Origin of the sequence: Candidatus Phycosocius bacilliformis (assembly GCF_003112735.1) — a bacterium.
Taxonomy (GTDB): Bacteria; Pseudomonadota; Alphaproteobacteria; order Caulobacterales; family Aquidulcibacteraceae; genus Aquidulcibacter; species Aquidulcibacter bacilliformis.
In genome coordinates, this window is sequence record NZ_BFBR01000002.1 from 317,945 (window position 1) to 336,534 (window position 18,590).

Annotated in this window: 12 protein-coding genes and 1 riboswitch; of the genes, 2 read left to right on the forward strand and 10 right to left on the reverse strand. The window is 56.6% G+C overall.

The window, feature by feature from the left end:
* Window positions 1-35 precede the first annotated feature (35 nt).
* From PbB2_RS04820 to PbB2_RS04830, 3 genes are all read right to left on the reverse strand, one after another.
* On the reverse strand, window positions 36-1,268 hold the full coding sequence (locus PbB2_RS04820; RefSeq protein ID WP_108984150.1) for an acyl-CoA dehydrogenase family protein: 1,233 nt from the start codon (window positions 1,266-1,268) through the stop codon (window positions 36-38).
* A gap of 18 nt (window positions 1,269-1,286) precedes the next feature.
* Entirely contained in the window at window positions 1,287-2,411 is a 1,125-nt protein-coding gene (locus PbB2_RS04825) for an acyl-CoA dehydrogenase family protein (RefSeq protein ID WP_108984151.1), read from the reverse strand.
* Between the two features lie 180 nt (window positions 2,412-2,591).
* A complete protein-coding gene (locus PbB2_RS04830; protein WP_108984152.1) occupies window positions 2,592-4,652 on the reverse strand; it encodes an ATP-binding protein in 2,061 nt (686 codons plus the stop codon).
* 195 nt (window positions 4,653-4,847) lie between these two features.
* Between PbB2_RS04830 and pepN the strand changes: the two genes are divergently transcribed.
* The gene (gene pepN, locus PbB2_RS04835) at window positions 4,848-7,502 is read left to right on the forward strand and encodes an aminopeptidase N (RefSeq protein ID WP_108984153.1); all 2,655 of its coding nucleotides are present in this window, start codon (window positions 4,848-4,850) and stop codon (window positions 7,500-7,502) included.
* Window positions 7,503-7,714: 212 nt separating this feature from the next.
* A complete protein-coding gene (locus PbB2_RS04840) occupies window positions 7,715-10,132 on the forward strand; it encodes a PAS domain-containing sensor histidine kinase (RefSeq protein WP_108984154.1) in 2,418 nt (805 codons plus the stop codon).
* A 34-nt stretch (window positions 10,133-10,166) separates the two neighbouring features.
* Here the strand turns inward: PbB2_RS04840 and PbB2_RS04845 are convergent, their stop codons facing one another.
* The 7 genes from PbB2_RS04845 to thiS form a co-directional block, all read right to left on the reverse strand.
* Window positions 10,167-11,735, reverse strand: a complete 1,569-nt coding sequence (locus PbB2_RS04845) for a long-chain-fatty-acid--CoA ligase (RefSeq protein WP_108984155.1) — start codon at window positions 11,733-11,735, stop codon at window positions 10,167-10,169.
* Between the two features lie 291 nt (window positions 11,736-12,026).
* On the reverse strand, window positions 12,027-12,524 hold the full coding sequence (locus tag PbB2_RS04850; RefSeq protein WP_108984156.1) for a hypothetical protein: 498 nt from the start codon (window positions 12,522-12,524) through the stop codon (window positions 12,027-12,029).
* Window positions 12,525-12,571: 47 nt separating this feature from the next.
* Window positions 12,572-14,365 (reverse strand): long-chain-acyl-CoA synthetase, encoded by a 1,794-nt coding sequence (locus PbB2_RS04855; protein WP_108984157.1) that lies wholly within the window; start codon window positions 14,363-14,365, stop codon window positions 12,572-12,574.
* Between the two features lie 141 nt (window positions 14,366-14,506).
* A complete protein-coding gene (gene tenA / locus PbB2_RS04860; RefSeq protein WP_108984158.1) occupies window positions 14,507-15,175 on the reverse strand; it encodes a thiaminase II in 669 nt (222 codons plus the stop codon).
* 3 nt (window positions 15,176-15,178) lie between these two features.
* Window positions 15,179-17,314 (reverse strand): TonB-dependent receptor, encoded by a 2,136-nt coding sequence (locus PbB2_RS15870; RefSeq protein ID WP_133245721.1) that lies wholly within the window; start codon window positions 17,312-17,314, stop codon window positions 15,179-15,181.
* Window positions 17,307-17,433: riboswitch (TPP riboswitch) on the reverse strand. (Overlaps the previous gene by 8 nt.)
* Before the next feature lie 34 nt (window positions 17,434-17,467).
* Window positions 17,468-18,259 carry a thiazole synthase gene (locus tag PbB2_RS04875; RefSeq protein WP_108984159.1) on the reverse strand — a complete coding sequence of 264 codons (792 nt, stop codon included), beginning with the start codon at window positions 18,257-18,259 and terminating at the stop codon, window positions 17,468-17,470.
* An 11-nt stretch (window positions 18,260-18,270) separates the two neighbouring features.
* A complete protein-coding gene (gene thiS / locus PbB2_RS04880) occupies window positions 18,271-18,474 on the reverse strand; it encodes a sulfur carrier protein ThiS (RefSeq protein WP_108984160.1) in 204 nt (67 codons plus the stop codon).
* Between the last annotated feature and the right edge of the window lie 116 nt (window positions 18,475-18,590).

Below are 18,590 nucleotides of genomic sequence, written 5' to 3' on the forward strand. Positions count from 1 at the left end.
GGCGGACTTATGTGGTGGTGACCACTGGGCGGGATTTAGCGCCCGCTCGGCAAATCCTTAAAGGCGACATCCTTGTCGACCCGGACATCGCCGGGCAGACCCAGAATACGCTCAGCGATGATGTTCTTGAGGATTTCGTCCGTCCCCCCTGCGATCCGCAGGCCCGCGGCCCACATATGGCTTTGCTGGAACACACCTTCTGCCGGGGCATGGGCCGCATCGGTGATGATGCCAAAATGGTCCATCGCCTCCATGGCATTGTGGGTGATGTCCTGCAGCTGATTGGCGGTGATGATCTTGCCGATCGAGCTTTCAGGTCCCGGCGTCTGGCCTTTGGAGAGCGCCGTCATGGTCCGGAATTTGGCGAGCTTATAGCCCTCCGCCCGCACGTACCAATCCGCCACTTTCTGACGGAAGGCTGCATCTTCGGCAAGGCTACCGCCTTCCATGCCAGGCATGGTGCGCGCCCAGTCGAAGATTTCCTTATAATCCGGGCCAGGACTGCCCCCGACAGCCAGGCGTTCATTCATCAGCGTGACCAATGCCACCGACCAGCCATTACCCTCCCCGCCCAGCATCTGGGCATGGGGAACGCGCACATCGGTGAAATAGACTTCATTGAAGTTTGATCCGCCCGACATCTGGTGAATAGGCCGCACCTCAATGCCCGGTGATTTCATATCGATGAAGAACATCGACAGACCCTTGTGCTTGGCCTTGTCGGGATTGGTCCGCACCAACACGATGCCCCAATCCGAATAATGGGCCCCAGACGTCCATACTTTTTGGCCATTAATGACCCAGTCATCGCCGTCGCGTACCGCACGTGTCTTTAGGCCTGCGACATCGGACCCCGCAGAAGGTTCTGAAAATAATTGGCACCAGATTTCTTCGCCGCGCAATGCAGGGCCAACATGTCTGGCTTTTTGCGCATCGGTGGCAAAGGCAATCACTGTGGGAACGCACATGCCCAGACCGATGGTGAAAGGCCCGGCTGGGGCGTCATACTTGCCCTCTTCTTGGCCAAAAATCACCGAAAAGATGGGTGCCAGACCCTGTCCACCCTGTTCTTTGGGCCAGGTGATGCCGGCAAAGCCGTTTTCAGCCTTGGCCTTTTGATAGGCTTTGGCGGCCAGCATATATTCCTTATCGCTCAAGCGCTTCTGTAGGCTTTCCTTTTGGGCCGATTTTGGTTCGGCATGGGCTGCCAGAAAAGCTTGTGCGCGTTGACGGAAGGCGGCTTCTTCGGGGGTATCATTAAAGTCCATATCGATCTCCTTCCCTATTTAGGCGGCGTTGCGCAGTTCAAGACGGCGCACCAGCTTTTCTTTCCACAGGGCCGGAGCCCCGGCTTGCAGGGCCAAGAGTTTGGCCCTCCGATAATAGAGGTGGCAATCCACTTCCCAGGTAAAGCCCATGCCACCATGGGTCTGGATGTTCTCTTTTGACGCCAGATAATAGGCTTCACAGCCGGCAATGCGGGCTGCGGCCGCCGCCAGCGGCAATTCCGGTGCATCGGTGCTCAGCGCCCACGCCCCATAATAGGCATTCGAGCGGGCGATTTCGAGGGCGACATACATGTCTGCCAATTTGTGCTTAATGGCCTGAAAGCTGCCAATTTGACGGGAAAAGGCATAGCGCCCCTTGGCATAATCGGTTGCCATCTCGAGGCAGGCCTGACTGCCACCAATCTGCTCAAACGACACTAAGACAGCCGCGCGATCATAAATGCGGCTCAGAAGTGCTTCACCGTCACCGGCCTCGCCCAGCACATGGGCGGGGGCCTTGTCGAACGTTATGCTGGCATGCGAGCGCGTTGGATCAAACGTCTTGACCGATTTGGCGCTCACCCCCGCCCCTCTTAGATCGACAATGACCAAGGAGGCTGCCCCGCCGCACGTCTCATCACGAACCAGCACCAGAGCATGAGTGGCACAATCCCCGTCAGCCACCGGCAATTTGGTACCTGACACGCTGGAGCCGTCAAAGCGCGTGGTTAGATGGGCAGCACGGGGTTCACCAGGACCTTCAGAAGCCGCGACACAGCCAATGACGGAGCCATCTGCAACGCCTGGCAACAAGGCCTGCTTTTGCGCCTCAGAACCGGCAATCTTCAACGCCTCAGCAAAGAAATACACCGTTGAGGCCCATGGAACTGGAGCCAGAGAACGGCCCATTTCTTCTGCAAGGACGCATAATTCCAATTCACCCAGACCCAAGCCGCCATAGGCTTCAGGAATAGCCGCTCCCAGCCAGCCCATGTCGGCGATGGCTTGCCACAGCTTGGCATCATGGCTCTTGGTGTCATCATTGAGGATTGTGCGAACGACCGCCATGCTGGACTGTTCGGACAGGAATTTGCGTGCCTGTTCCTTGAGATATTTCTGGTCGTCAGAGAAATCGAAATTCATATGACTGATGCCTCCCAAAGGTCGCGGCCGCCCAAAGGCTGAACCGTCATTCTTTGGGCCTAACATAAGCCAGTTTACGTGAACGGAAAGCCGTCACCTAAGGGAAGATCGCGCACTTGTGCACAGTGGTTGCAGTGGCACCCTGCTTCAGGCGCCATCAATTCCGCACCAGGTCACAAATCAACCTGGCTTTGCCCCTGTGCCAAAGGAAGGCGGTGGCCGCATCGCCGCCGCAGCCGCGGGTGCAGATGCGGCTGGACGGGCGGCAGGTGTCGCCAAAGGCCCCGCGGAAATGGCCGCTGCAGCCGCCAATTTCTGTGCCGATGACGCCTCTGCCAACATGGTTGGCATGGGTGCCTTTTCGAGGTCACGCATACCACGCAAACGTGTAGCAATCAGCTTGGCATCTGCCTCACCCGTTTTACGCGAAACGGCATTGGGGTCGGTGATGTCGCTTCCAGCGGCCCGCGGCAATCGTGTCGGCTCTTGATAGGTGAATTTGAAGCGCATGGTTGTCGCAACCGCTTCGCCAAACACGATGGCTTCTGCATTATCAAGTGCCGACAGGAAGGAAATGGTTGATCCACTTGAATCCGCAATTGCCGACCGAATAATCTCCTGGTCGCGATCATTGGCCAGCCGCATGGCAAAAACAGTCGAACATTGCGACAGGATGGTTGGATCCAATTCACCCGGCCGTTGAGACACCACGCCAATCGAACAGCCATATTTGCGGCCTTCTTTGGCAATCCGGGCAATGGCGCGTCGTGTCGGGACAAAGCCAGCCGTCACATCTTGGGGGACATAGCGGTGGGCTTCTTCGCAGACGAGCAGAATGTGGAGCTGACCCTCACTTGCATAGGCCACGTCAAAACACAGACGGGCCAACACCGAGACCACGGCGTTGGTCACATCCGACGGCAAGCCCGACAAATTGATAATGGAGATCGGCTTACCATCTGCTGGCAGGCGGAACAGCCGGGCGATCAATGTTGAGAAATTATCTTCCGCACCGCCCTTGGTGAACATGAAGCCGTAACGGGGATCATTGACCAAAGCATCCAGACGCACGCGCAGGGATTTCAAATGGTGCCGCTCGTGGCGTGGTGTAAGTTGGCCGATATGGTCGTCGATCAGCTTGAACAATTCCGATATGCGATACGGCATCGGGCTATCGGCATTCAACCCACCAATATCGAGCGCCTTCCGCACCAAGCCCGCGGCAGTAGCCCCAGTTTTTTCGTTCTGAAAATTGGTCTTTGCCTGGGCGAGCACTTCGCGCAGAATCTCGGCCTCTTCAGGAATGGTTCGGCCGCGAAAAATGACATCCTCAAGCTCTTCAAAGCGGAATAGCCAATAGGGCAGTTCTAAAGTGCTGGCATCAAGTACCTGAGCTTGGGTTCCAAACGCCCCACCAAACTCATTGTGCGGATCAAGCATGACCACGCGCAATTCTGGCTTCACACTCAGACATTGGCGCACAATGAGCGACAGCGAGCACGACTTGCCGACCCCGGTTGTTCCCACAACGGCAAAGTGGCGCGTCAAAAGATCATTGACGCTGACGGTCGCGGGAATATCGGCATTCTGGGACAAACGGCCAATCTCAACCGATTTCCGATCACCCAGATCATGCATGATTTCAAGGTCGCGCGCACGGATCTTATGTGCCACCGAACCGACCTGGGGATAGCGCGAGACGCCACGGTGGAAGCGGGAATTACCGTGCGCATCCTCATAGATTTCCCCCATCAGCTCGACCTGAACGCTGACGGCATTGGATTCATTATGGTTCCATACTGAACTGTCAGTCCGCATCTCATAGACGAGTGCGACCACGCGAATCTTGCCCACCGTGATCGAAATCAATCGACCAACAGCCCAAAAGTCTGCGCTGGCTTGTGAAAGATTATCCGCGACTGTCGAGATGGTGGCCCGCGCCCCGTTGCAGAATGTCACCCGACCGATCATCCGTTCGGTGGGTTGTTCGCTGGCACGCCGTTCAAATGCCTTACGCTTGGCTTCTTCGTCGGTTGACAACCGGGCGGCTGCCAAGCCGGTCTGAACCTCAGCAATTAGATCAGCAGCCCGCGTTGGCGTCAGGCTGCCCAACAAATCAGCCGTGGGACGAGACAGGGGCGGCAAAACAGGTTGCTGATCAGCAGGGTTGGTACGGGTCAGGGGATCACCTGATCTCAAGGCCTGCCCACTCAAACTTCTTGGATCATGATCCAGCGCCATAACGCCCTCAATTTTAAAATCACCACATCAAAACCTAGCGTCATGAAGTTAATTTCGCGTGTTGCAATTCTGCGCAATTTGGTGGGTCGATGCCCCCGAATGTGCGCGCCTGTCGGTTCAACATTTTGCCCGACACCTACCAATCGGAGACAAAAGGCTTGGACAAAATAACCTGAGGCAGGCTAATCCAAAGCCATGCGCACCCAAGAACAAATCCAAGTCCGCTTGCAGGACTATCAGCCCTACCCTTTCGTCATGTCGCACACATCGCTGGTGTTTGACCTGCAGCCAACGCGGACAATTGTGACCTCGCGGCTCTTGATCGAGCGCAAGCCTATCGTGGAGGCCCGGCAAGCTGGCTTGCGGTTGGATGGCGTGGATCTGGAGTTGATCTCGATCGAGCTGGATGGGGTCACGCTCAAACCTGGCGACTATCAGTTGGACGAAACGGGGCTCACCATCGCCTCTGTGCCGGATTCCTTTAAGCTCGAGACGAAGGTAGCGATCAATCCGGCTGCCAATACCGCCTTATCGGGCCTTTACATGTCGGCAGGGCGCTTTTGCACGCAGTGTGAAGCCGAAGGTTTCCGTCACATCACGTTCTGGCCAGATCGGCCCGACGTGATGAGCCGCTTTCACGTGCGCATTGAAGCGCCTCGCGCCACCTTCCCCACTCTTTTGTCCAACGGCAATCAGGTCGCCATTGGGGAATATGACGATGGCCGCCACTGGGCAGCATGGGACGATCCCCACCCCAAACCATCCTATTTGTTCGCCTTGGTCGCCGGTGATTTTGATCGGATTGACGATCACTTTGTGACCCGCTCTGGCCGCCAGGTTGAGATTGGCATTTTTGTCGACAAGGGGGCAGCCAGTCGCGCCCATTATGCCATGGACGCGCTTAAGCGGTCGATGAGCTGGGATGAACAGGTTTTTGGCCGTGAATATGATCTGGATGTGTTCAATATTGTGGCTGTCGCGGACTTCAATTTCGGCGCGATGGAGAATAAGGGCCTCAATATATTCAACTCCGCCTTGCTATTGGCGGATGAGGAAACCGCGACCGACGCCGACTACGAAGCAATTGAGGCAGTCGTGGCGCATGAATATTTCCACAATTGGTCGGGTAATCGTGTGACCTGTCGAGACTGGTTCCAACTCTCGCTGAAAGAGGGTTTGACGGTTTTCCGGGATCAAGAGTTTTCTGCCGATCAACGCTCGCGCGCTGTCAAGCGGATCAAGGATGTGAAAGCCCTGCGCGCCCGGCAATTTCCTGAAGATTCGGGGCCGTTGGCGCACCCCGTTCGTCCCAGTAGCTATGTGAAGATCGACAATTTCTATTCCTCTACCATTTACGAGAAGGGCGCGGAGATTATTCGGGTCCTGCAGACCATGGTTGGGCGTGATGCTTTCCTGTCCGGGGCGGATCTTTATTTTGACGACAATGATGGGCGGGCTGCCACGATTGAGGATTGGCTCGCAGCCATGCGCACTGCAACGGGCAATCCCCTGCATGGCATTGAGCGGTGGTATGACCAGGCCGGCACCCCAACGCTGGAAGCCATCAGTCAATATGATGAGGTCCGCCAACGCCTGACCATAAGCTTATCTCAGTCAACGCCGGACACCCCTGGTCAGAGTGGGAAAACGTGGGTGCCTCTGCCTGTGGCAATGGCTTTTTTCGGCCCTGATGGTGCGCCCTTGCGGCTCAATTTGGCCGGCACCGAGGTTCGCGCCGATGACTGGTTGATCCCAATGGCCAGTGATCGACTTGAACTGACTTTTGACGGGGCGGCCGAAAAGCCAACGGTCTCTTATCTGCGCGGGTTTTCCGCCCCGGTCCGTTTGATAACCAATCAGACTGACGCCGATCTTGCCTTGTTGGCGGCCTGCGATACCGACCCGTTTGTGCGCTGGGAATCAACCCAAGCCATTGCCCGTAAGGCTCTTCTGGGCGCGGCCGAGGCCTTGGCACATGGTCAAGAGCCTGAGGTACCCGCTGATCTCAGTCGCGCACTTCAAGGTGCGCTGGCCGATGCCGCCCGTGACCCAGCTTTTGCTGCCCTGTTGTTGCGCCTGCCGGACGTCAGCGAGTTGATGCAACTCAAACCTCTGTCAGACCCATCCAATCTGCAGGCTGCCAGACTTTTTGTGCGTGGCGTGTTGGTGGAACAATTAGAACAGAATCTGGATGCCTGTTTTGCCACCTATGACCCTGCTCAAGCCTTTTCGCCGAATGCCGAGGCAGCAGGCAAGCGGGCGCTGATGGCAGCATGTCTCGATCTTTTGTGCGCCAGCCAGACCGACCGGGCGGCGCTGAGGGCAGAAAACACCTTCTTTGCAGCCCGCAATATGACCGATATGATGAGTGCGCTGGATGGCCTATCTCAATTTGGTGGCCTGCGGTTTCAAACTGCCCTTGATGGCTTCAAGTCGCGCTTTGCCGACAATGCTCTGGTGATGGACAAATGGTTCCGCATTCAAGCAATGGCCATCAGCGGTGATCCGATTGCCACATTTGCCAGATTGCGTTCCGACCCGGCGTTCACTTTGCTGAACCCGAACCGGGTCCGTGCTTTGGGCGCTGCCTTTGCCTCAGGCAATCCGGCTGCTTTCCATCGCGCCGATGGCGCTGGCTATCGCTGTTTGGCCGATCTGATCGGCGATGTGGATGGCCTGAATGGGGCGCTCGCCGCCCGCCTCGGGACGATGTTCGAATCGTGTGCGCGGGTTGAACTTGGCCGACAAAAATTGGCCTCTGCGGTCCTGCAAGAGCTGCTCAACCGCAATTCCTTGTCCGCCAACACCCGCGAAATTCTCTCCAAAATCCAAGCGGGCCTTATGGGGTAACCCCCAGGCTGTTGCATCCGGGGTACAAGCACTTCTGACTTGCCGCCAAAGGAGGCTTGGCGCGCCCATGGGGCGTGAATACCAACTCGAGCTTGGTCTGCATTTTGTGCAAACGGTTCACAGGAAGCGCATGCCCGGCCCTAGACGTCGCGTTAAGAATTCTTTTACGTTTCTTACGAAAGACATCGTGATCCCTCTGATTCGGAAAATAAATGGCCAAATTGGCGCACAAGGACGATGAAATGCTCGGCCAATGGCCGGTGGCGATCACACTTGTGCTGTGCGCCTTGTTTGCAGCTGTTGTGTTACTTTTGGCCAAGCGCGATCACGACCGCTTCCAACGCGATGCCAGCCAACAGGCTGCCGCAGAAGCCCGCCTTATCAGCACCAAGATTGACGCAGCTATGCGAGAAGGTCGCGCCAGCCTGATGGCGGCCAGTGGATTGGGGATGGTCGATGGTGCGGTTCTGGCCGCCACAGCCCCGGGCCTACAAGCTGTTGCGAGTTTTGACAGCAAGGGGACCATGGTGTCGCAGGGTTCGGCTGCAGCTGGCGACATCGGTGCACTGGCAGCAGCAGCACAATTGGCCAAGACAGATGGCTGGAGTGGCGCAGTGGGCCTGGGGAACGGACGCTATGCCCCGGCAATTGCGGTACGCACAGTTGATGGCGGTGCTTTAGCCGCTTTTGTTACCTTCCGCGGTCTGGATACATTGGGCCCAGGAAGGCGAGTCGGTATTGGTGAGCCGCGCGGCAATCTGTTGCAGGCCGTCCCCGCTTTCAAGTCAGCAGTCAATCAACCAGCCCCTGCCCTATTTGGTCTCAAATCGCCCCCGCCCGCAGGATCGCCGATGGGATTTTACACGCGTGATGGCGAAGGGCTGCCAATCGTGCTGGGTGTGGCCAGCGCGGAAAATGGGCTCGTGGCTTATGTGGCGCGCGATCGCACCCCGCTTGATGCCGCTTGGCTACGCAGTGCGATCATGTATGGGCTTTTGTTCATGGGGCCGATCCTGGCGGCGGCTGGCATCTGGTTTCTGGTTCAGGGCCAGACTGAACGCTTTGTACATGCGCGGGTGCAGATGCGCGATGCTGAGCGGCGTTTGCGTGTCGCGATTGAGGGAGCCCGATGCGGGGTTTGGGACTGGGACATTACCAATGATCGGGTCTATCTGACCCAGCGATTGGCCCAAGCATTTGGGCTTCCCGGCGCTGGCCGATTTGAAACTGCCGATATTTTGCCAAGCCTGAGCGAGGAAGATCGCGCCCGGCTGCGCGCTGCCTTGGCGTCTGCTGCCCAGATCGGGGCGCTCGATATCGTGCTGAAAATTGCCAATAAGGCGGGGGTGACCCATGTCCAGTTACGCGGACGGGCGGCGGTTGACCGACAAAATCCAGGGATTATCCGAGCCATTGGCGTCTCTATTGACGTGTCGGAGGAGCGTAATTCCGAGGCCCGTGTTGCTGCCGCTGAACGCCGCTTGCGTGATGCCATTGACTCCATTTCAGGCCCCTTTGCCTTGTGGTCAAAGGACCGTCGCCTGATTTTGTGGAACGGCGGCTTTGCGAAGACCTTTGGTCTTGATGGCAGTATTTTGCAGGCCGGGGCCAGCTATCATTCGGTTTCTGCGGCTGCGGCTAAGCGGGTTAAATCCCAACGCCCAGATCGCTATGACGAACTGGCTCAAGAGATCGAACTCGACAATGGTGTTTGGATCCAATTGGTAGAGCGGGAAACCTCCGATGGAGGTCTGGTCTCCATCGGCATTGACATCACGCCTCTGAAGGAAACCGAAGAGAGCATTATGCGTTCAGAACGCCAGATGCGTTCGGTCGTGGTTGAGCTTGAACGCTCCGAGCACAAGGCTTCCGAACTGGCTGAAAAATATCGCATCGAGCGTCAGCGTGCCGAAGAAGCATCAAATGCCAAGAGCGGCTTCTTGGCCAATATGAGCCATGAACTGCGCACCCCGCTCAATGCTATCAATGGCTTCTCAGAGATTATGGTCCAGCAGCTCTATGGGCCTTTGGGTGACCGCCGCTACCTCACCTATGCCACCGACATTCTCAACAGCGGAAAGCATCTGCTCGAATTGATCAATGATGTGTTGGACATGGCTAAGGTCGAGGCTGGCAAGTTCAAAATCTATCCCAAACCCATGGACCTGCAGGAAACCATTGAGCAAGCCATGCGTTTGGTGCGCGGGCGGGCCGACGAAAAGAAAATTGCTCTGGTCGGCGAATTGACTGAAGCAGGTGACGTTACTGGCGATGCCCGTGCCATCAAGCAGATTATGATCAATCTGTTGTCCAACGCGATCAAATTCACCCCGGAAAATGGGCGTGTGCTGGTTCAGGTCAAGAATAATCTGGATTCTGTCATCATTCGCGTGATCGACAATGGGATCGGGATCAAGGCTGAAGACTTACCCCGTCTGGCACGACCATTCGAGCAGGTTGAGAATGAACATGCCCGCTCAAACCAAGGCAGCGGTCTGGGACTGGCCTTGTCGCGGTCTTTTGCCGAGATGCATGGTGGCTCGCTCACCATCGCATCAGAAGTTGGTGTTGGCACAATGGTGATCGTCACCCTGCCCCGCTTGGCTGTGGTGCAACAAGAGGCGGCCTGATCTCAGGCCGCCTGAGTCACTGACACATAGCGGATCAAGCAACCCGCCGCGTATGTCCTGCCCAATAGGGTTCACGCAATTCACGCCGCAGGATTTTGCCCGACGGATTGCGTGGCAGCTCAACAGCAAAATCCACGCTCTTGGGCACTTTGTAGCCCGCAATCCGGCCCTTGGTCCAAGCGATGATATCGGCAGGATCGGCCTGCTCACCGGGCTTGAGCACGACAATGGCTTTAACAGCCTCGCCCCATTTCTCGTCCGGCACACCAATGACCGCCACATCTGCCACAGCGGGGTGACCAAAGACGGCATTTTCCACTTCAGCCGGATAGACATTCTCTCCACCCGTGACAATCATGTCTTTGACCCTGTCATGGATATACAGATAACCTTCGTCGTCAAAGAAGCCCGCATCCCCGGTATAGAGCCAGCCGTCCTTGACAGTGGAGGCTGTGGCATCAGGCCGGTTGAAATAGCCTTTCATGATGGTGGCCGACCGCATGGCAATTTCGCCCACTTCGCCGACGGCGCATACGCTGCCATCATCACGACGACACTCAATCTCAAATCCGGGCCAAGCAATCCCGCATGAGCGCAGTTTTCCCCGCGCAGGATCATGGGCCTCGGGTGGCAAATAGGTTCCAGCGCCGAGGCTTTCCGTCATGCCGTAAAGCTGGGTGAATGAGCAGCCAAACGTCTTCTGGGCCAAAAGCAAAAGGTCCTCAGCAATTGGCGATGCACCGTAATACATGCGCTTGAGTGCGGAAAAGTCGGTGGGGATTTTGGCATTGACCTGGATCAGCACATTGATGACGGCAGGAACCACAAAGGCGTGGGCGATTTTCTCCACCTGCATCAGACGCAAGATTTCAACCGGGTCGACTTGTTCCAGCACGACCGCCTTGGCCCCTTGGGCCACAGCCAGAATAGCGCTGTTGATCCCCGCGACATGGAACATGGGCATTGCAATCAAGACGGCTTCACCCGCTTCATATTTGGCCCATTCGGCCCCAATGCCATGCTCAAAAAAGGCCATATAATTCTGGTTGGTGATCTGCACGCCCTTGGGAAGACCGGTGGTGCCTGACGTATAAAGCTGGATGACATCATCATCGGGCAGACATGGCAGGCCTGGCTCAGTTGCAGACGCGGCCCCATACCATTCGGTCAGCCCTTGCCAATGCTCATGCCCACCGTCGAGGGCAAGGGTTGCAGGCTTGTTGGTAGCATGGACGAGCGCTTGGGCCGCAGGACCATAGAAGTGCTGGCCCACGAGAAAAACCTTGGCTTTGCTATCATCAAGCACATAGGCCACTTCGGGTGGAGCCAGCCGCGCATTGACGCCGACGAGGGTTGCACGCGCCTTCACACAACCAAAGAAGAGCGCAATATAATGATCTGAATTTGCAGCATAAACGGCCACGCGATCATCTGGCTTCACACCCATACCTATCAAAGCATTGGCGATACGATTGGCAATCTCATCGAGTGCTCTAAACGTCGTGACGCGATCCTTAAAGGATGTGGCAATAGCGTCTGGTCTGGTGGCAGCTTGGACGCGCGTGATGTCTGCGACTGACTTTGTGGCCTCAAAATCGAACATGTTTCCCCCTTGGGCACATTTTTGTGCCTCTTGCGCTTAAATCTAGCGCGGTTGAGAGAGATTGTCGCGTCGCAATGTGGTGATGGCAAGCCAGACAGATCTGGCCGCCTCCATGGGTCCATGACGAAAAGGTGTGGCCGATTTTCGCTTAAGGCGGCGCAAATCCAGCCAACACTGACCAACGCTCCGATTCAGGTTTCGGTTCTTTCAAAGCCACCTGAGGCGTCTAGTTCTCTGATTCAGCTTTTCTTTGTCAGGCTTTCTTGGGCGCAAAAACCATCCCGATAGACCCTAGTCAAACAGGGCGTCGATATCGTCCTGACCACCGGCAGTGCCGCCATGAACCATGCCATCAAGCTCCATGATGGCTGACTGCAGCGCCATCGTGGTTTCGGCAATGAAATCATCAAGTGGCGATCCCGCTGTGATCAATGACTGAGCTGTACCAATTGCAGTTTGTAAAAGGTCGCACGTGCTTTGGCTCAGCGCGTCGAAAGGTGCTTTGATGGCAGGATCGGCATTTTGATAAGCCAGAATCGCCAATTCCTTGGCCTGGAAGCCGGAACGAGCGAAGTGCTGCTCATAGGTCAGCGGTTCCCACTGACGCAATTCGTCGATCATATCGGGCATATCACCCAACAGGCCAAACAGCATGACCGCTTCATTGAACACATTGAGATAATCAGTCGCCAGACCCGTGGCCGGAACAATATTGGCCGCAATCAGGACATTAGGGTCCCACCACGCCAAGGCATCGGCCGCCACAATCTGATCATCTTCAACATGCATGACGGGCAAATTAACCCGTCATTTGTCAATATTTTCTTGTCAGACCATCAATATCTGACATCTCCGCGCTGGATCGCTGCATAGACTTCCGGCGTCAGGGGCTCATAGCGGCGGGTCTCAGGGTTCATCCAAACCATCGGGTCGGCAATGAAAGCGGGATCAAAACCTGCCTTCACCAGATCGACCTTGCGGTATTTGAAGGTTCCGGTGACTTCCACTTCGGTTTGGAAGCGCAAGAATAAAGGGATCGCATAGCTGGGCAATTCAGTGCGGACATGGGCCGACAGCGCCTCGAGATCGAGCGGCTGGGGCGCCAAAATCACGGCCATACCGGCCCGGCCATCAGCATGGGGAACATCCACACCATAGACATTGGCTTGGTCTATTCCCTGGAACATGCACAGCACTTCACCCACCTCATTGGTGGAGACATTTTCGGACTTCCAGCGATAGGTGTCGCCAATCCGATCAACAAAATAGAAATAGCCCAGCTTGTCCTGCTTCAACAAATCGCCGGTGCGGAAATACAGATCGCCGGGCTCAAAGACGTCGCGCAACAGCTTGCGTTCTGAAGCAGCCTTATCATTGGCATAGCCATCAAAGCGGGCGCGCACATTGGTTGTGTCGATTTTGCCAATGGCCTCGCCCACTTCGTCATGGTCGCAACGCTCACAAAAGCCTTCCGCATTTCGGATGGGCTTTTCTTCTTCAATATCAAAGCGTACCAACTCAACATTGAAGCGCTTTTTGAGATAGGAGGGAACGCGGCCGACAGCCCCCAATTTGCCTTCGACATTGATGAAGCTGACATTGCCTTCCGTCGAGCCATAAAATTCCACGATCAGCGGGATTTTGAATCGCTCTTGGGCGCGGGTCCACACATCTGCACGCAAGCCGTTGCCAAAGCAGGATTTCAGCTTGTGGGCTTGCTCCTTTTCATGGGGCGGCACGCTGACCAGATAGCGGAACAATTCCCCAATATAGGCAAAGACCGTGCAACCATTGTCGACAATATCGTCCCAGAACTGGGTCGCAGAAAACTTGCGCCGCAGCACAAGTGTGGCCCCGGTGTTGAACACAAGGCCAACCCCGCAAATGCCCCCCGTGCCGTGATAAAGCGGCAGCGGGCAATACACACGATCCGAAGCATTGGTCTTGGTTGCTGCAATGAATGAGCGGCTCATCCCTTGGGTGCGCATGTGCGACAAGGTGGCGGCTTTTGGATTGCCGGTGGTGCCGGATGTATAGACATAAAGGCAGGGATCTTTAGCCGTCAGCATTTCGCGGTGGGCACGCGATGGCCTCTTGTGGCTTTGGGCATTGAGCGAGCGATCAAGATCATTCGCATTGGGCATGAGGCCGCCAGCAGCCCACACCGAAACACCCTCGAGTTGACCATCGATTGTCTTCCACAGATCGGCCAACTCAACCCCGACGATAACCGCCTTAGATTTGGCCACGCTGACACAATGGAGAAGCGAGGGCCCTTGCAGATTGTGATTGATCAGGGCGACCACCACACCAACTTTGGTCAATCCATACCAAGCTGCCAGATAGTCGGGGCGATTCTGCATGAACAGGGCCACAACATCGCCTGCCTTTAGCCCGATTGACACAGCCCAATGCGCATAGCGATTGGCCCGTGAATCAAACTGGCCATAAGTCCAAGTCTTGCCTTCAAAAATAATGGCAGGCTTTGGATTATGCTGGTCGCAAATCGCTTCCCAATTGTCTGGCAGCAAGACTTGGCTGTCGGGACTAAGGTCCTTCATCCATTTATTGGTGCGGCTTAGAGCCGAAATGAAAGTGACCTCACGTTTGAGAGTGTCGATTAAGCCCATGGGGTGCGTTTCCTCTTTGCACCTTTATGGACTGACTTCTGTGGGCTTCAAGCAGGCGTGCTGACATGAAGCGGGATTTTCGCAACAAGTTGAACCGACTGATGCAGACTTGCATCAGAACAGCCGGCTGCACAAATCCGCTTACGGCTTTATCGGCCAGTCGCGCTCATGATAGGCGCTATCCCAAAACAGCCATTCATGTTGGGCGCACCGCAGGAAAGCTGCGGTCATCCGCTCCCGCTCGCTGGGTCCAGCATCAGCTGCCGCCGCATTGACGATGCCTTTCATGCGTTCGGTGGCAGCTGCAAAATTCTCATCCGCATAGGTGTCAATCCATGCCTGATAGAAATTGCCCGGCGCGCCCTTTGCGGCAATCGCGGTCCCAACATCTTGATAGAGCCAGAAGCACGGCAGCACAGCAGCAGCCAAGACGGCAAAACTGTCGGTCACGGCGATTGCCAACATGAAATTGACATAGGCTTCGCACGCAGGTGTTGGGGTGGCCGTTTCTGCGGCGCGTGGATCAATACCGAACTGATCAAGATAGCCCGCATGCAAAGCGCGCTCGACCACAATGGCGACTTCGGCAGCCTTGGAAAACGCCAAAATCTCGTCGGCTGCCGGGGCCTTAGCCGCCCCAAGCGCCAGCACACGCGCATAGCCTTGCAGATAGAGGCCATCCTGGATCATGTAATGGGCGAAGGCGGATCGTGATAATGAGCCCGCCGCCAGTTCCTGATTGAACGGATGGGCATGGACTGCGGCGCGCAAGCCTGCCGCGGCCTGCCAAACATCATCGGTGAATGCCATGACCTAAAACTCCCGCCGCAACGACAAGGTGACCTTGCGGCCCCGATTAATAGTGAATGTGTCAAAGGGTCCGCCAGGGCCAAGGCCCGCCAGAAGGCCGGTCATGCCCTGACCAAAGGCAGAGATGGCCCAGCGCTTATCTTCAAGATTTTGGACACCCAAGCTCAGCGTCCAGTCCTGATGGACTGCGGTCACGGTCAGATCAGTCCACCATCGTGCTGGTGAATAGAGGACATTGTCGATCTCATAATAGGTTTTGCCCGCATAATTGGCAGCAATCTGGCCGGTCAGGCTGAAGCCCCCGAGTGGCAGACCATAACGGGCCGTCACGCGGCCGGTATCGCGTGGGGCGTTTGGGATGGCCTTGCCACTATAATCGCGCGTAGCCGGTGATCCCAAGAGCGGGTCGGTGGCGATGAAACGCTGGATCTTGGTGTCGGCCAAGGCATAGCTGGCGGCCAGATCAAGCCCGACCACCGGCTGTATCGCCAAACTGGCTTCCCAGCCCTTGACCGTCACCTCATCGACATTGAGCGTGACTGACTGATTGTCGATGAACGTGTAATTCTGATAATCCTCAACTTGGTTGGAAAACAGGTTGAGTTCAAATTGTCCGGCCCAGATAGGCAGGCGCTGCTTCCAGCCAAGTTCGAGAGAAGATGTGATTTCAGGTCGATATGTGGCCTGCCAGATCGAACTGGCCGCTGGGGTCGGATTAAAGCCACCAGGGCGAAAAGCCTCGCCATAGCTGACAAACAGATTCTGGCCATCTTTAAGCCACTGCAGGCTCATTCTCGGCTGAAACCGCTCAAACGTGCCCTCACGGCGGGAAATCACAGGCCCATTCACCCGCGACAAAATGGTCTGCGATCTGTCATCGCGATCAAAGCGGCCCTGCACTTCCAGCTTGATGACGGGGCTCACACGATAGCCGAGTGCACCATAAGCAGAAATCTGGTTGGAGCGGGTCAGATAGCGCGGGGCGGGTGCGCCAAACAGCAAGGGGCCAAAATCATCGGTGCGGTCCTTGTCGGTCTTTTGCAAGAATGCACCCCATTGCTGAGTCAATTTGTCCGCCCCATCGGAAATCCAACGCACTTCTGCGGTGGTGGCAGCAATATCAATGGGTTGGCGGATCGGCTGAATGCCATTCGGGAATGCAGGAAAACCAAAGAAGGTCAGCGGGCCAGGCCGATAATCCAATTCCTCATCCCAGCGTTTGGCATAGGAATCCCGCGCCACCATGACCGAGACAGTCCCCCCAGCCCATGGGTGGGCCAGCAGCACAGACCCCTGCCCCCACCGCCGCCAAGAAGACCCCGGATAGTCCCCGATTGGATTCATGAGGACCGCGCCTGACAACCGCCCCTTGGCCTTGCCTGTGACATTGTTGGAACTGGCCCAAGCTGCCCCACCCTCATCTTCAAGATACTGGAACTTGGTATCAATTTGCCAGCCAAGCGCGGTCCCACTCAGGCGCAACCGACCCGCGCGTGTCTCAACCGCATCAACCAGTCGGTTCAAAGTGGTATTTTTGATCCAGCCATCAGCCTGTGACCACAGCCCGGCTGCCCGCAGGGTCCAGCGATCGCCCAAGGCCACATCGTGCGCAGCGTCAATTTCAGCCAAACCACCATTGCCCGCCGTCACACCAAGATATGAGCCCTCCAGGCGCGTGCGAATACCAATCACCCCGCCCGCAGCATTCTTGCCATAGAGCGCGCCTTGTGGCCCCTTGAGAACTTCCACCGACACCACATCAAACAGACGGGGCGTGAATAATTCAGTATCGGCCAGCGGCACACCGTCGAGCACCATGGCAACCGATGCTTGTTGCAAACGGTCGGTGGTCGCCCCTCGGATCGACAGAATATTGGTTCCGGGGTCTTGATCATTGACCATCCAGACCCCCGGAACTGCGGTGACGACATCATCCACGTTTGCCAGCCCTGTACCCGGCAGGGTGACGGCAGCGACCGGGGCGTCAAAGCGGGATTCGCGCCGACCGCGTACGGTGACCACTTCTACATGCGGGCTGTCATGACGATGGATTTCAAGCCCGGATGCCTCCTCCGGCACCGTTGCAACAGGTGTCTGGCTGGCTTGTGCCAACGCGAATAATGCCAGTGATAACGTCATATTGGCCCCTCCCTTCGCCGGCATGATCCGGAGCAGGTTCTGCGGGTCGCTGAGCGGCAGTCCTCATGACTACATCCAGCCTCTCAGCCCCTTATCGTGGGGCTCCCCGGTGTGGGCGGGGGCGTAGGCCTGTCCCCCGGCGACGTCAAGGCTTTAGATCAGGCCAGCCAAGGGGCTTGATGGGTCAGCATAGCGCTTTCGGCCCATGCGGCCGGCCAGATAGGCGTCCCTTCCAGCGATCACGGCATGTTTCATGGCGCGTGCCATGCGCACCGGGTCTTTAGCCTCGGCAATAGCGGTGTTCATCAAAACCCCGTCACACCCCAATTCCATCGCCACAGCAGCATCCGAGGCTGTGCCGACCCCAGCATCCACCAGCACCGGGACGCGGGCGGCTTCAACAATCAGGCGGATATTGACAGGGTTTTGAATGCCAAGACCTGAGCCAATCGGTGCTCCCAATGGCATGATGGCGCACGCCCCCGCATCTTCAAGACGGCGGGCAAACACGGGGTCATCGCTGCAATAGACCATGACATCAAAGCCCTCTTTGACCAAGACTTTGGTGGCCTCCAGCGTCTCCACCATATCCGGATACAGGGTCTTCTGGTCCGACAGCACTTCCAGTTTGACCAGCGACCATCCCCCCGCTTCACGTGCCAAACGTAATGTCCGCAAAGCATCCTCGGCGGTGAAACAGCCTGCAGTATTGGGCAGGAACGTATAACGCTTCGGATCGACAAAATCGGTCAGCCGCGGCTGGGTTGGGTCAGACAGATTGACCCGGCGAACCGCCACCGTGACAATTTCCACACCGGCAGCTTCTGCTGCCTCGGCATTTTGCTGATAGTCGCGATATTTACCGGTCCCGATAATCAGGCGTGAGGAGAAAGTGCGGCCTGCGACAGTCCAACTGTCGGCCTGCGAGTTGTCAGCCTTGCTCATGCTTATGTCCCTTACCCACCACCCACGAACTGCACCAGCTCGAGCTGATCACCTTCTGCCAGAATCGTCTGATCCCAGTGCGACTTCATGACGATCTCGCGGTTGCGCTCTACCGCAACCCCGCGCGGATCAAGCTCTAATTGACCGATCAGTTCAGGCAAACTGGTGCCCGCGGGAACCTGACGTTCTTCACCATTGAGATAGATAATCATCATGCCCTCATTGAGACGTGATATGGGCGGGCTTAGCAGGTTTGATCAAGGCAGTTGTGCAGGAAAGCCTCCACGTCCTGCATCCATTTCAGCAAGCCCACCTTCCCCTTTCAGCAAAG